This window comes from Halorubrum luteum (assembly GCF_054652935.1).
This window is the reverse complement of the sequence record NZ_BAAIGT010000002.1, coordinates 1,084,300-1,097,853: the sequence shown is the minus strand read 5'-3', so window position 1 is coordinate 1,097,853 and position 13,554 is coordinate 1,084,300. Positions and strand designations below refer to the sequence as shown.

Below are 13,554 nucleotides of genomic sequence, written 5' to 3'. Positions count from 1 at the left end.
GCGACCACGTTGGAGCCGAAGCGCTGAGCGGCGACCACGCCGGGGCCGGACGGAAGGCCGAGTACGAACCTGAGTCACACGATGTCGATCGTGATCGGATAGCTCCACGCCTCGCCGTCGGCGGCTTTCACCGTCGCGATGACGATGAACACCAGATCGAGGAGTCCGATGACGATCAGCGCGAGGAACCCGACGACGAGCAGGACTAACACCAACGAGATCAGCGTGTAGATCGTCAGCGATATCTGCCAGTTGAGTGCGTTTCGCGCGTTCTCCTTGACGAACGCGTCGTCCGTGACGAGATAGACGACGAGCGGGCCGACGACCCACGTGAACAGCGCGAGCACGTGCGTGAGCGCGGCCATCGTCGTGTTCTTCGGGGCGCTGCTCGCCACGTCGACGGAGGGCGACTGTGACATACCGGCACGGTCCGTCGACTAGTATATAATCATTTCGTCGACGGTGCGGTCGCTACGGAGGTGGGTCGGTGTGACGGGTGTTCACGAAACGATCCGGAGGGTTCCCCGACCCATCCGGCGACGGTGCCGTGGAGGACACGCGTCCATTCCCCAGTTCCCCAGGGTGATGTCCGCCGGTACTCCGGCAGACCATCACTGTATCCCACACGGACCGCGTCGAATATAAACCCCTCGACAGCGATCGACGCGGTGGATGATACCATGGCTCGTGTCGAGAGCCGCAAGCGCAACGCCTGTATGGGACCGCACGGAGAGTACGAGTATGACCGTCTGTAGCGCGCCGGGGAAAGTGTATCTCTTCGGCGAACACGCCGTCGTCTACGGTGAGCCCGCGGTGCCCGCCGCGATCGAGCGTCGCGCCACAGTGACCGCCGAGCCGCGCGACGACGACCACGTCCGCGTCACGGCCGAGGATCTCTCGCTCGACGGATTCACCGTCGAATACACCGGCGGCACGGGGGATCGTCCCGACGTAGACGTCCAACCTGCGCTCGTCGAGGCCGCAATGGGGTACGTCGACGCCGCCGTTAGGCAGGCACGGGCCGCGGCGGAAGCCCCGGACGCCGGGTTCGACATCACCGTCGAGAGCGACATTCCGCTCGGTGCGGGGCTCGGATCGTCGGCCGCGGTCGTCGTCGCCGGGATCGACGCCGCGACGCGGGCGCTCGACGAGCCGATCGACCGGCGGGAGCTGGCCGACCGGGCGTATCGCGCGGAGTTCGAGGTACAGGACGGACAGGCGTCGCGCGCGGACACGTTCTGCTCGACGATGGGTGGCGCGGTGCGCGTCGAGGGTGACGACTGCGAGCCGATCGACGCCCCGAACCTCCCGTTCGTCGTCGGATTCGACGGCGGCGCGGGTGATACGGGGTCGCTCGTCGCGGGCGTCCGGGAGCTGAAAGAGGAGTACCGGTTCGCGGCCGACACGGTCCGGTCGATCGGCGACGTCGTCCGCGCGGGTGAGCGGCTTCTTGACGACGCCGTCCCCGGCGCTGACCCGACCCGCGAGCAACTCGCGGAGCTCGGCGAGCTGATGGATTTCAACCACGGACTGCTCTCCGCGCTCGGGGTCTCCGCGCGCTCACTTGACGCGATGGTGTGGGCGGCCCGCGACGCCGGCGCGCACGGTGCGAAGCTCACCGGTGCCGGCGGCGGCGGCTGCATCGTGGCACTCGATCCGACCGACGAGACCGAGACTGCACTGTCGTTCACGCAGGGGTGTGCGGACGCGTTTCGCGCGGAGCTCGCGACGGAGGGCGTCCGGGTGGAGGAATCGTAATGTCCGGCCCTGACGCCGACGGGCGTGGCGAGACCGTGGTGCTCAAGCTCGGCGGAAGCGTGATCACTGAAAAGGACCGCCCGGAGACGTTGGACGGAGCGTCGCTGGCCACGGCCGCCGACGCGATCGCGGACGTGCGGGGTTCCGGTGCCGCCGACCGGCTGGTCGTCGTGCACGGTGGCGGCAGCTTCGGTCACCATCACGCGAGCGAGCACGGCGTGTCGACGACCGACGGAACCCGCGACGCCGTCGCGGTGATGGCGGTCCACGGTGCGATGACGACGCTCAATCGGTTCGTCCTCTCGCGGCTTCACGAGCGTGACGTTCCCGCAGTGCCGGTCCATCCGTTGTCGCTGTCGGCGCGTCCGGACGGAGCGGATGGCCGCCTCGACGTCCCGATCGGGTCGACGACGACGCTGCTTGCGGAGGGGTTCGTACCGGTGTTACACGGCGATGGGGTCGCGACGGACGGTGAGGGCGTGACCGTCGTCTCCGGCGACGAGCTCGTTGCGTCGCTCGCGGCCGAACTCGACGCCGACCGCGTCGGCGTGTGTTCGAGCGTTCCCGGCGTCCTCGACGGCGACGGGGAGGTTATCTCCCGGATCCGGACGTTCGAGGATGTGGCCGACGTGCTCGGCGCGAGCGATGCGACGGACGTCTCGGGGGGGATGGCAGGCAAGGTCGCGGCGCTGCTCGAACTCGACGTGCCGGCACACGTGTTCGGCATCGACGGTCTGAACCGTTTTCTCAGCGGAGAGAATCCTGGAACCCGGATCGGCTGACGGGAGATCCGGATCCGATTCGGCTGCGGTCGGTACAGAACCCTTATTCGGGCCACACGCCTCGATTGACGCATGGACGCTGAAAAGGTACGGGAGCTTCTTCGGGACGTACAGGATCCGGATCTCGGCGATGACATCGTGTCGCTCGGGTTGATAAACGACATCGAGGTCGACGGCGACACCGCACACGTGTCGCTGGCGCTCGGCGCACCGTTCTCCCCGAACGAGACGGCCATCGCGGACGACGTGAGGGCAGTCCTCGGCGACGCCGGATTGGATGCGGAGCTGGCCGCGGGGATGCCGAACGAGATCGACCCCTCAGAAGACGTGTTGCCGGGCGTGGAAAACGTCATCGCGGTCGCGTCCGGAAAAGGTGGCGTCGGCAAGTCGACGATGTCGGTCAACATCGCCGCCGGGCTCGCCGACCGCGGCGCCCGCGTCGGGCTGTTCGACGCCGACGTGTACGGGCCGAACGTTCCCCGAATGGTCGCCGCGGAGGACCGTCCACGAACGGACGGGGAAAGCATCACGCCGCCCGAGCGCTACGGGATGAAGCTGATGAGCATGGACTTCATCACCGGCGAGGACGACCCGGTGATCTGGCGTGGTCCGATGGTCCACAAGATCCTCACGCAGCTCGTCGAGGATGTCGAATGGGGGGATCTCGACTATCTCGTGATGGATCTACCGCCGGGGACGGGCGACACACAGCTAACGATCCTCCAGACGCTGCCGCTTACCGGCGCGGTGATCGTCACGACGCCCCAGCAGGTTGCGCTCGACGACGCCGTGAAGGGCCTCCGGATGTTCGGCAAACACGACACGAACGTGCTGGGCATCGCCGAGAACATGGCCGGGTTTATCTGTCCCGACTGCGGCGGATCCCACGAGATCTTCGGCTCCGGCGGCGGCGAGGCGCTCGCCGAGGAACAGGATCTGCCGTACCTCGGCGGCGTCCCGCTCGACCCGGACGTCAGGACCGGCGGTGACGAGGGACAACCGATCGTGTTGGACGAGGGTGACACCGCTGACGCGTTCAAACGGATCGTCGAGAACGTGGCGAACAACGCCGGTGTCGTCCGCCGTCGCGACGTGAGCGCGATGCGGTGATCGTCGATGACGGGGGACGACTCCGGTACCGGAGAGAACACTGAGTACGCTACGGAAAGCGACGGTGACATCCACGCCGACGCCGAGACTCGCGAGTGCCTTCGAACGGTTGCTGCCGACATCCGAGGCGATAGCTCGGAGAGCAAGCAGCTATCGGCGATACTGTACCGCGTCTCCGATCTGTACGACCCCGAGGAGGACACCTCGCCGGAAGAGATCTATCTCAACGTCCGGCACATCATGCAGATCAAAGCGCAGGGCGGGATACAGCGGTGACCGTGGCGGACGGGATGGGCGTCCTCGTCCCCGACCCCCAGATCACGGATCGCGTCCACCAGTGCTGTGTCGCGAATCCCGTAACGACTATGCCGGGGCCGGGCGAAGCGGGTCGTATGGACTGGCCACACGACCCTGACGGCGAACAGGGGAGCGAGGGAATGCGTCAGTACGGGCACGCGGTCCTCGCAAAGAAGGTCGACGAGGAGGAGGATTTCCCGCTCGCGGCGGCCGAATACGTCGAGGAGTACGGTGACCATCCGATCCGGATCGATTTCGAGACGGTCGTCTCCGTCGAGGAGATCTTCGAGTACGTCGAGACGGAGGAGTTCGAGGATTTCGTCGAGTTCCATCAAGAGCTCGGTCGTGCGATGCGTGAGGGCGGCTACTGGTTCTACGAAGGACCCGAGCAGTTCGTCGACGGTTCGGCGTAGGTTTCGGTGTCGACGAAGCGACTGACCGCTCGAACCGGCAGGCCGAGCCGACCCCGTCTGGTTTAAGTCGGGCGAGGATGACCGTCGAGCATGGACCACGAGCGGATCGTCATTCTGGCACACGAGAAGTTCCCCGAGCGTGCGAAAACGGCACTCGGCGTCATGCGCTACGGCGACCAGTCGGTCGAGGCAGTGCTCGACCGAGACGGCGTCGGTGACCGCGTGACCGACCACGTTCCCGACGTTCCGGACGCCCCGATCGTCGGCTCGTTCGCGGACGCCGCCGACGCAGCAGACGGGGACGTCGACGCCTTATATATCGGTATCGCGCCGATCGGCGGCGGGTTCGACGAGTCGTGGCGGGCCGACGTCCGTGCGGCGATCGAGGCCGGCTGCGACGTCGTGAGCGGACTCCATTACTTTCTTAGCGAGGACGAGGAGCTCTCTCGACTCGCCGAAGAGCACGGCGTCGAACTCGTCGACGTCCGCGAGCCACACGACGACCTCACCGTCGCCTCCGGTTCATCCGCCGACGTCGACGCGGACGTGGTGCTCACCGTCGGTACCGACTGCTCGGTCGGGAAGATGACGGCCTCGCTGGAGATCGTCCAAGCGGCTCGCGAGCGCGGGATCGACGCCGCGTTCGTCCCGACTGGACAGACCGGGATCATGATCGCCGGCTGGGGGAACCCGATCGACCGCGTGATCTCCGATTTCACCGCGGGAGCAGTCGAGGAGATGATCCTCGAGCTCGGCGACGACCACGACCTTCTCGTCGTCGAAGGACAGGGGAGCATCGTCCATCCCGCATACTCCGCAGTCACCTGCGGCATTCTCCACGGATCGATGGCCGACGGGCTCGTCCTCTGTCACGTCGCGGGTCGGGAGGTCGTTCACGGCTACGAGTCGTTCGATCTGCCACCCGTTCCGGAGTACGTCGAACTGTACGAGCAGCTGGCTGCACCGGTCCGTGACGCCGAGATCGTTGCCGGCGCGTTGAACACCAAAGATATCGACGGCGACTCGGAGGCTGCGGCGGCGGTCGAGGCGTATGCGGATGCGGCTGGCGTGCCGGCAGCGGACCCGGTTCGCGACGGTGCCGACCGGATCATCGACGGAATCGTCGACGAGGTGCTCGGCGAATGACGCTCTCGGCGACGTTCGAGCGCGTCAGCGTCGAACTCGACCAGCCGTTCACGATCGCTCGCGGAACCCAGACGCACGCCGAGAACGTGATCGTCCGGGTCACGGACGAAGGTGGTATGACCGGCGTCGGCGGCGCGGCACCCGCCGCGCACTACGGGGAGACTCCCGACACCGTCGAAGCCGTGTTGCCGGATCTGCTGTCGGTCGTCGAGGACATCGGCGACGCACATGCGCTCGCCGAGATCGAGACCCGAATGCGCGAGACGGTGCGTGACAACCCGGCCGCGCGAACCGCGGTGTCGATCGCGGTCCACGACCTCGCAGCGAAGCGACTCGGCGTTCCCCTGTACCGGATGTGGGGACTCGATCCGGATACGACGCCGGAGACGTCGTACACGATCGGACTCGACGCCACCGAACGAGTTCGAGAGAAGACGGCGGCCGCCGTCGACGCCGGGTACTCGGTGTTGAAGATCAAGCTCGGCACCGACCGCGATCGGGAGCTGATCGAGGCGGTCCGGGAGGAAGCGCCGGACGCAACGATACGGATCGACGCCAACGAGGCGTGGACGCCGAAGGAGACGGTCGCGAACAGCCGGTGGCTCGCCGACTACGACGTGGAGTTCATCGAACAGCCGGTTCCGGCCGAGGACCCGGAAGGGCTTCGGTTCGCCTACGAACGGTCCGCGCTGCCGATCGCCGCCGACGAGTCGTGTATCACGCTGTCGGACGTACCGACGATCGCCGGCCGGTGTGATATCGCGAATCTGAAGCTGATGAAAACTGGCGGGCTTCTGGAAGCGAGGCGGATGATCGCGACGGCTCGGGCACACGGACTCGAAGTGATGCTCGGATGTATGATCGAGACGAACGCCTCGATCGCCGCGGGAGCACAGCTCGCCCCACTTCTCGATTACGCAGACCTCGACGGGTCGCTCCTGCTGGCGGGCGACCCGTACGACGGGCCGGATCTCTCCGGCGGTCCGATCCGTCTTGCCGAACAGGATCGCGCTGGCACCGGCGCAGTTATGCAGTAACGAAGCGATGCCAGCGCAGTCACGGAGTACCGAAGCGGGCGTCGCGAACTACTCGGGAACGCATCATTCCTGCTTCGCAAGATCACCATCGCGACCGTCCGGACGCGGACCGGTTCTCACGACGTGGCAGTCGCGACAGCGGGCCTCGTAGGATTCGTCGGCTCCAACGAGGATCGTCGGGTCGTCGACGTGGGCGGGCTCACCCTCGATCAGTCGCTGATTTCTCGTCGCGGGTTCGCCACACTGCGTGCAGATCGCCTGAAGCTTGTCGACGTACTCCGCGACCGCGATCAGTTGCGGGACGGGGGCGAACGGCTCGCCACGATACGTCTGGTCCAGACCGGAGACGATGACGCGGGTGCCGCGGTTCGCGAGCGTGTTACACACCTCGACGAGCGCGTCGGAGAAGAAGTTCGCCTCGTCGATTGCGACGACCTCGGCCGGGGGCTCGTCATCGAGGATCTCGAGGGGTCCGTCGCCCTCGTTGTCGACGACCGTCGCCTCCCACTGGCGTCCGGTGTGTGTCCCGATCGTCGTCTCGCCGTATCGGTCGTCGATGGCCGGTTTGTACACTGCGACCGACTGCCCGGCGATCTCGGACCGCCGAAGTCGCCGGAGGAGCTCTTCGGTTTTTCCGGAGAACATCGACCCGGAGATGACCTCGATCCAACCCGAGCGGGTGATCGCGTGCATGGTCGATCCGGCTGCTGCCAGCGACAAAACGATTCCCTTCCCGTTGGCGGCGGCCACCGAGGAAGGATGGGCAAGGTTTTCCGGTGGGACACCGTGGATCGGTGCATGGGACGAGACGTTGCAAACCCCGATAACCCGCAGGTGACGCTTCACACGAATCACGGCGACATCACGCTCGAACTGTTCGCCGACCGCGCCCCACGAACCGCCGGGAACTTCCTCGGACTCGCTCGTCACGACCCTGCCGCGGACGCCGAACCGGCCCCGGAGACGAACACCTGGGAGGACCCGGAAACCGGTGCGGTCCGCGGCGACTCGCTGTACGAGGGTATCGTCTTCCACCGCGTCATCGACGACTTCATGATTCAGGGCGGCGACCCCATGGAGTCCGGTCGCGGCGGGCCTGGGTACCAGTTCGACGACGAGTTTCACGACGACCTGACCCACGACGGTCCCGGAATCCTTTCGATGGCGAACTCCGGGCCGAACACGAACGGCTCGCAGTTTTTCATCACGCTGGATGCGACCCCACACCTCGACGGAAAACACGCCGTCTTCGGGCAGGTTATCGACGGTCTGGATGTCGTCGAGGAGATCGGCTCCGTTCCCACCGACCGCCAAGACGAGCCCCGTGATTCGGTCGAGATCGAACGAGTCACCGTCGACGAGTAATCGACGAGTAGTCGACATGTACACAGTCGTCGGCGGCGGGATCGCCGGGCTCGCCGCGGCCCATCGCCTGCAGTCGCTCGGCCACGAGGTACGCGTGTTCGAGGCGTCCGACTCGGTCGGCGGACTCGCGGCGCTGTACGACACGGCCGGTGATCCTATCGAGCGCTTTTATCACCACCTCTCGAAGTCGGAAACGGAGATCGTCGAGCTCGCAGCGGAGCTGGGCGTCGACGACCGGGTCGAGTGGCGGATCGGCGAGAACGCCTACTATCTCGACGGCGTCGTCCATCCGCTGGACACCCCGTGGCAGATCCTCGCGTATCCCGGACTGGGGCTGTACGACACGTTCCGACTGGCGTGTCTCACGCAGGGGATCGATGTTCGCGGCGGTCGACCGCGGTTCGACACGTACGACGACCTGACCGCGTTCGAGGACGTTCCTGTCGAGGAGTTCATCGTCGAACACACGACTCGCGGCGTGTACGACGGCTTCTTCGAGCCGCTGTTGCGCGCGAAGTTCGGCGACCGCGTCGAGGACGTCTCCGCGGCGTGGCTGCTCGGACGCATCAAGTTCCGCGGTGAACGCGACCTTCTCAGAGGCGAGGTGCTCGGCTACCTCGACGGCTCGTTCGGCGTCCTGCTTGACGCCCTGGTCGACGCGATCGGCGAGGACGCGATCACGACGAACGCCCGCGTCGTCGACATCGGATTCGGATCGGACGACGACTCCGTCGCGGACGCTTTCGACCGATCGCGTGGCTCGGCGTCGACGGTGACCGTCGAGACGGCGTCGGGCGTCGAGACCGTCGACACCGACGGCGTGATCGTTGCGGCGATGCCGAACGTTCTGGAGTCGCTGACGGGGTACACCTGCGACATCGACTTCCAGGGCGCGGTGTGTGCCGTCGTCACTCTGTCGGAACCGCTGACGGACACGTACTGGCTCAACGTCGCGGACGACGCACCGTTCGGTGCGCTCATCGAGCACACGAACTTCGTTCCGCCGGAGCGGTACGGCGGCGACCACCTGCTGTACGTCGCGAGCTACGTCCAGTCACCCGAGGAGTCGAACTGGCAGGCGGACGACGAGACGCTTCGCGACCAGTGGCTCTCCGGGATCGAGGAGCTGTTCCCCGAGTTCGACCGGGAGTCGGTGCGGCAGTTCCGCGTCTCACGAAATCCGAGAGCCGCCCCCGTCTACGAGCGCGGGTATCTCGACCGCGTGATCCCGTACGACCTCGCCGGGGCGGGTCATCCCGGCGTGTACTACGCCGGCATGGCGAGTCGTGCGCAGTATCCGGAGCGGTCGTTGAACGGTGGGATCGTCGCCGGCTTCGAGGCCGCTGTGGCCGCCGACGAGGGCTGAGACGACCACGCGCCGTCGTGATACCTGTCGGGTGGACGCAGCGTGCCGCGGTGATCCAGTCGCTTCCTCCACTCACCCGGTTTATAAGGCACCCGTCCCAGATCCGCGTATGGTCTCGGAGATCTTCGACCCCGACGCCTGGGAGCCGGTCACCGACGAGTTCGACGACGTCACGTATCACCGCGCCGTCGACGTGCCGGTCGTTCGGATCGCGTTCGACCGTCCCGAGCTCCGGAACGCCTTCCGACCAGGAACGGTCGACGAGCTGTACGCCGCCCTCGACCACGCCCGCAAGCAGGCGGATATCGGCTGCGTCCTTCTCACTGGGAACGGACCGTCACCGAAGGACGGCGGCTGGGCGTTCTGTTCCGGGGGCGACCAGTCCGTTCGCGGAGGCTCCGGCTACGAGTATCGCGACGACGACGAGGCGAGCGAGGAGGAGGACGATCTCGTCCGCGAGGCGCAGGCTGGACGGCTCCACATCCTCGAGGTCCAGCGGCTGATCCGGTTCATGCCGAAGCCGGTCGTCGCGGTCGTGCCGGGGTGGGCCGTCGGCGGCGGCCACTCGCTACACGTCGTCTGTGATCTCACGCTCGCGAGCGCAGAACACGGAAAGTTTCTCCAGACCGACCCCGACGTCGCCTCCTTCGATGGCGGGTTCGGCTCCGCGTACCTCGCGAAACAGATCGGCCAGAAGAACGCTCGGGAGGTGTTTTTCCGGGGAAAGACGTACTCGGCCGAAGAGGCCGAGGAGATGGGGATGGTCAACGAGAGCGTCGCTCACGAGGAGTTGGAGGACGTTGCGCTCGAGTGGGCCGACGAAATGACACGGAAGTCACCGACCGCCATGCGAATGCTGAAGTACGCGTTCAACCTGACCGACGACGGCATGGTCGGCCAGCAGGTGTTCGCCGGCGAGGCAACCCGACTCGCGTACATGACCCCGGAGGCACAGGAGGGGCGCGACGCCTTCCTCGAGAATCGCGAGCCCGAGTTCCGAGAGTACCCGTGGCATTACTGAACCACGTCCGGTGGCGATGCTTCCGCGACCCATTATCATAAACGTCCCCGCCTCCAAGCGTCGACGAATGATGGCCGGCCGAACCCACGTCCTCAGGGCCGACCTCTCGGCGGGAACCGTGGAACGAGAGCGCGTTCCCGAACGCTGGCGCCAGCGATTCGTCGGTGGCAAGGGGATCGGTGCGCGATATCTCTACGAGGAGCTCGAGGCAGGAGCCGATCCGCTCGGTCCGGCGAACCTCCTTGCGTTCTGTGTCGGGCCGCTCTCGGGGTCGCTGCCGGGCGAGCCCCGTTATGCGGCCGTAACGAAATCCCCGCTGACGGGACTGTTTCTCGACTCGTACGCCGGGGGATCGTTTGCGAGCCGGCTTGCCGGAAGCCTCGACGACTGCCTCGCGCTGCTGGTCACGGGTACGAGCGACGAGCCCGTCCGGATCGAGATCGAGGACGGCTCCGGGACGATCCTCCCCGCCGAGACGTGGGGCGAAGACACGGTCACGACCGCCGAGGCGTATCCGGACGCAGCCGTCGCCTGTCCCGGCCCCGCGGGCGAGAACGGCGTCCGATACGCGACGATCGCCAGCGACGGCGGCGACCACCATGCCGGCCGTGGCGGGGCAGGGGCGGTGATGGGCGCGAAACGTCTGAAAGCCGTCGTAGCACGTGGACCCGAGGCAGAGCCACCGAACGAAACGCTCGCTACGCTCCGTGAGGTGTACGCGGAGCGCTACGCGGACGACGACACCGGGCGCTGGCAGGCGTCGGGTGAGACGCTCGAAACCGTCGACTTCGTCAACGAGGTGGGCGCGCTCGCGACCGAGGGGTGGCAGTCGGGTCAGTTTTCGGGGGCGGACGACGTCGGGATCGATGCCGCGAAATCGGCGGCGGTCGGTCGGGAGCGCCCGGAGGATCCCGTCCCCGGCGGGTTCAAAATCGAGACGGAGGAGGGCGAAACCGTCCCGCGAGGAGCCGCGCCGATGACGCTCGGCGCTGGCCTCGGCGTCGACGACTTCGATGCGGTCGCGGCGCTCGGCGAGCTGTGTGACCGGCTCGGGATCGACGTCATCAGCGCCGGCAGTGCGGTCGCGTGGCTCGTCCACGCGAGCGACGCCGGCGTCATCGACGTCGACGTACGCTTCGGTGACCCCGATACAGCACGTGGACTCATCGAGGCGATCGCGACGGGGTCTCCCGACACCGATAATGACGGCCCGGACACCGATAATGACGGCCCGGACACCGATGATGACGGCCCGGACACCGATGATGACGGCCCGGACACCGGGATCGAGCCAGCCATTCTCGACGCGCTTCGGGAGGGCGTCGACGTCGCGAGCGAGCGGTTCGACACCGACGCGATTCCGACGGTCAAATCGATGGAGCTGCCGTCCTACGACCCACGCGCGGCAGACGGAATGGCGCTCGCGTACGCGACCAGCGATCGTGGCGGCTGTCACCGTCGAGCGCGGCCGATCGAGGAGGAGATCTTCGAGGCGTGGGACAGAGACGACCGGGTGAGCGCGGTGATCACTGCACAGGAGATCCGTTCGATCCTCTGGAGTCTCGTTGCGGACGACTTCGCGGGCGAGACGATGTGGCGGGATTGTGGCGCGGCGTTCACTGCGGCGGCGGCCGAGACGACTGACGTTTCGCTCCCGAGGAAGGCGGAGGAACTCCGGCGCTGCGGGGAGCGGATCTGGACGCTCATCCGGCTGTTCAACGTTCGCGAGGGAGTCGACCGGGACGACGACGTCCTGCCGGAGGCGCTCTCGGAGCCAATCGAGGACGGCCCCGCGGCGGGCAGCCGGGTCGACCCGGCGGAGCTCGACAGACTGCTCGACGCCTACTACGAGGCCCGCGGGTGGACCGACGAGGGGATCCCAACGACGGCAACGCTCGACCGACTGGATCTCGGCAACGTTGCCGACGACGGTACGGAGACGCCTGCTGGGGCCGAAAGCAACCCGTTAAGTGGCCGCCGCCCCTAACGAGTTACATGCCAGAGGCCACCGATCTGGAGGAGCTGAAACGAGGGACTGAGCTGGTCAAGCGCGGCTTCGCTCGGATGCAGAAGGGCGGTGTTATCATGGACGTCGTCACCCGCGAGCAGGCCCGGGTCGCGGAGGACGCGGGCGCGGTCGCAGTGATGGCGCTGGAGGCGGTCCCGGCGGACATTCGGAAGCGTGGCGGCGTCGCCCGGATGCCAGACCCCACGAACGTCACCGAGATCATCGACGAGGTGTCGATCCCGGTGATGGGGAAATCCCGGATCGGCCACCGGAAAGAAGCGGAGATCCTCGAGTCGCTCGGCGTCGACATGATCGACGAGTCCGAGGTGCTCACTCCAGCCGACGACGACTTCCACATCGATAAGCGAGGGTTCACGTCGCCGTTCGTCTGCGGTGCACGCAACCTCCCGGAGGCGCTTCGCCGGATCAACGAGGGCGCGGCGATGATCCGCACGAAGGGCGAGGCGGGTACCGGCGACGTGAATCAGGCGGTTCAACATCAGCGGACGATGAAACGCCAGATCCGCGAGCTGACCGGCCTCAATCACGAGGAGCGTGAGCAGTGGGCACGCGAACACGGCGCGCCCCGTGACCTCGTACACGAAACCGCAGAGGCCGGTCGACTCCCCGTCGTTAACTTCGCTGCGGGCGGGATCGCGACGCCGGCGGACGCGGCGCTCATGATGTACCACGGCTGTGACGGCATCTTCGTGGGGTCGGGGATCTTCGGCGCGGAGGACCCCGTCGAAATGGGCGAGGCGATCGTCGAGGCCGTCAACAACTGGGACGACCCCGACGAGCTGGCAGACATCGCGTCCGGAATCGGCAAAGGGATGAAAGGGCAGTCCAACGACTCGATCCCTGACGAAGAGCGGCTACAGGGTCGCGGCGTCTAGCGCTCCGAACGTCGAGTGCTCCGTGTCTTGTCGACGGTGATCCGGTTTCCGACGTGATGGGTTCCTGACTGAAACCGTAGAGAACGACGCTTTCTGACTCGGCCGCGGTCAATCCAGACCCCGTAGCGATCGATCTCGGGCGTACGTCGCTCACGAGGGTGGATGAGGGGTTTATAAGCGATACCGTGGAGGGGTTGGTGTTCATTTATAAGTGAGTCGCGAGAGCGATAGCTCCGCGACGAACGATCCGAAAGCCCCAGCCGGGAGGCGGGCGCACGCTTGCTGCGCGCTTCGGTCGCTTCGCTCCCTGCAGTGCTTACGTCGCCTGCGCCCGCCTCCCGACTGCCCCTTTCAA

At 66.5% G+C, this 13,554-nt stretch carries 14 protein-coding genes; 12 read left to right on the top strand and 2 right to left on the bottom strand.

Annotated elements, in window-relative coordinates; all coding sequences use genetic code 11:
* Window positions 1-74 precede the first annotated feature (74 nt).
* A complete protein-coding gene (locus tag ACYQ0R_RS05440; protein ID WP_459821427.1) occupies window positions 75-419 on the bottom strand; it encodes a DUF4870 domain-containing protein in 345 nt (114 codons plus the stop codon).
* A gap of 322 nt (window positions 420-741) precedes the next feature.
* Between ACYQ0R_RS05440 and mvk the strand changes: the two genes are divergently transcribed.
* From mvk to ACYQ0R_RS05405, 7 genes are all read left to right on the top strand, one after another.
* On the top strand, window positions 742-1,758 hold the full coding sequence (gene mvk / locus ACYQ0R_RS05435; protein ID WP_459821425.1) for a mevalonate kinase: 1,017 nt from the start codon (window positions 742-744) through the stop codon (window positions 1,756-1,758).
* Window positions 1,758-2,540 (top strand): isopentenyl phosphate kinase, encoded by a 783-nt coding sequence (locus tag ACYQ0R_RS05430; RefSeq protein WP_459821423.1) that lies wholly within the window; start codon window positions 1,758-1,760, stop codon window positions 2,538-2,540. Before mvk ends, ACYQ0R_RS05430 begins: the two co-directional genes overlap by 1 nt.
* A 72-nt stretch (window positions 2,541-2,612) precedes the next feature.
* Entirely contained in the window at window positions 2,613-3,650 is a 1,038-nt protein-coding gene (locus ACYQ0R_RS05425) for an Mrp/NBP35 family ATP-binding protein (RefSeq protein ID WP_459821421.1), read from the top strand.
* 6 nt (window positions 3,651-3,656) lie between these two features.
* On the top strand, window positions 3,657-3,926 hold the full coding sequence (locus ACYQ0R_RS05420) for a DUF7976 family protein (RefSeq protein WP_459821419.1): 270 nt from the start codon (window positions 3,657-3,659) through the stop codon (window positions 3,924-3,926).
* 116 nt (window positions 3,927-4,042) lie between these two features.
* A complete protein-coding gene (locus tag ACYQ0R_RS05415; RefSeq protein ID WP_459821417.1) occupies window positions 4,043-4,360 on the top strand; it encodes a DUF5785 family protein in 318 nt (105 codons plus the stop codon).
* Window positions 4,361-4,450: 90 nt separating this feature from the next.
* Window positions 4,451-5,506 carry an N-acetyltransferase DgcN family protein gene (locus ACYQ0R_RS05410; protein ID WP_459821415.1) on the top strand — a complete coding sequence of 352 codons (1,056 nt, stop codon included), beginning with the start codon at window positions 4,451-4,453 and terminating at the stop codon, window positions 5,504-5,506.
* Window positions 5,503-6,543, top strand: a complete 1,041-nt coding sequence (locus ACYQ0R_RS05405) for a dipeptide epimerase (RefSeq protein WP_459821413.1) — start codon at window positions 5,503-5,505, stop codon at window positions 6,541-6,543. The genes ACYQ0R_RS05410 and ACYQ0R_RS05405 overlap by 4 nt, the downstream gene beginning before the upstream one ends.
* A gap of 63 nt (window positions 6,544-6,606) precedes the next feature.
* Here ACYQ0R_RS05405 and ACYQ0R_RS05400 read toward each other — a convergent pair whose 3' ends face one another.
* Window positions 6,607-7,236, bottom strand: coding sequence for a thymidine kinase (locus ACYQ0R_RS05400; RefSeq protein ID WP_459821411.1), 630 nt, complete (start codon window positions 7,234-7,236; stop codon window positions 6,607-6,609).
* Between the two features lie 105 nt (window positions 7,237-7,341).
* Between ACYQ0R_RS05400 and ACYQ0R_RS05395 the strand changes: the two genes are divergently transcribed.
* The 5 genes from ACYQ0R_RS05395 (at window position 7,342) to pdxS (ending at window position 13,199) form a co-directional block, all read left to right on the top strand.
* Entirely contained in the window at window positions 7,342-7,908 is a 567-nt protein-coding gene (locus tag ACYQ0R_RS05395; RefSeq protein WP_459821409.1) for a peptidylprolyl isomerase, read from the top strand.
* 16 nt (window positions 7,909-7,924) lie between these two features.
* A complete protein-coding gene (locus ACYQ0R_RS05390; RefSeq protein WP_459821407.1) occupies window positions 7,925-9,274 on the top strand; it encodes an NAD(P)/FAD-dependent oxidoreductase in 1,350 nt (449 codons plus the stop codon).
* A gap of 109 nt (window positions 9,275-9,383) precedes the next feature.
* A complete protein-coding gene (locus tag ACYQ0R_RS05385; protein ID WP_459821405.1) occupies window positions 9,384-10,295 on the top strand; it encodes a 1,4-dihydroxy-2-naphthoyl-CoA synthase in 912 nt (303 codons plus the stop codon).
* 70 nt (window positions 10,296-10,365) lie between these two features.
* Window positions 10,366-12,282 (top strand): aldehyde ferredoxin oxidoreductase family protein, encoded by a 1,917-nt coding sequence (locus ACYQ0R_RS05380; RefSeq protein ID WP_459821403.1) that lies wholly within the window; start codon window positions 10,366-10,368, stop codon window positions 12,280-12,282.
* Between the two features lie 8 nt (window positions 12,283-12,290).
* Window positions 12,291-13,199 carry a pyridoxal 5'-phosphate synthase lyase subunit PdxS gene (gene pdxS / locus ACYQ0R_RS05375; RefSeq protein ID WP_459821401.1) on the top strand — a complete coding sequence of 303 codons (909 nt, stop codon included), beginning with the start codon at window positions 12,291-12,293 and terminating at the stop codon, window positions 13,197-13,199.
* Window positions 13,200-13,554 lie beyond the last annotated feature (355 nt).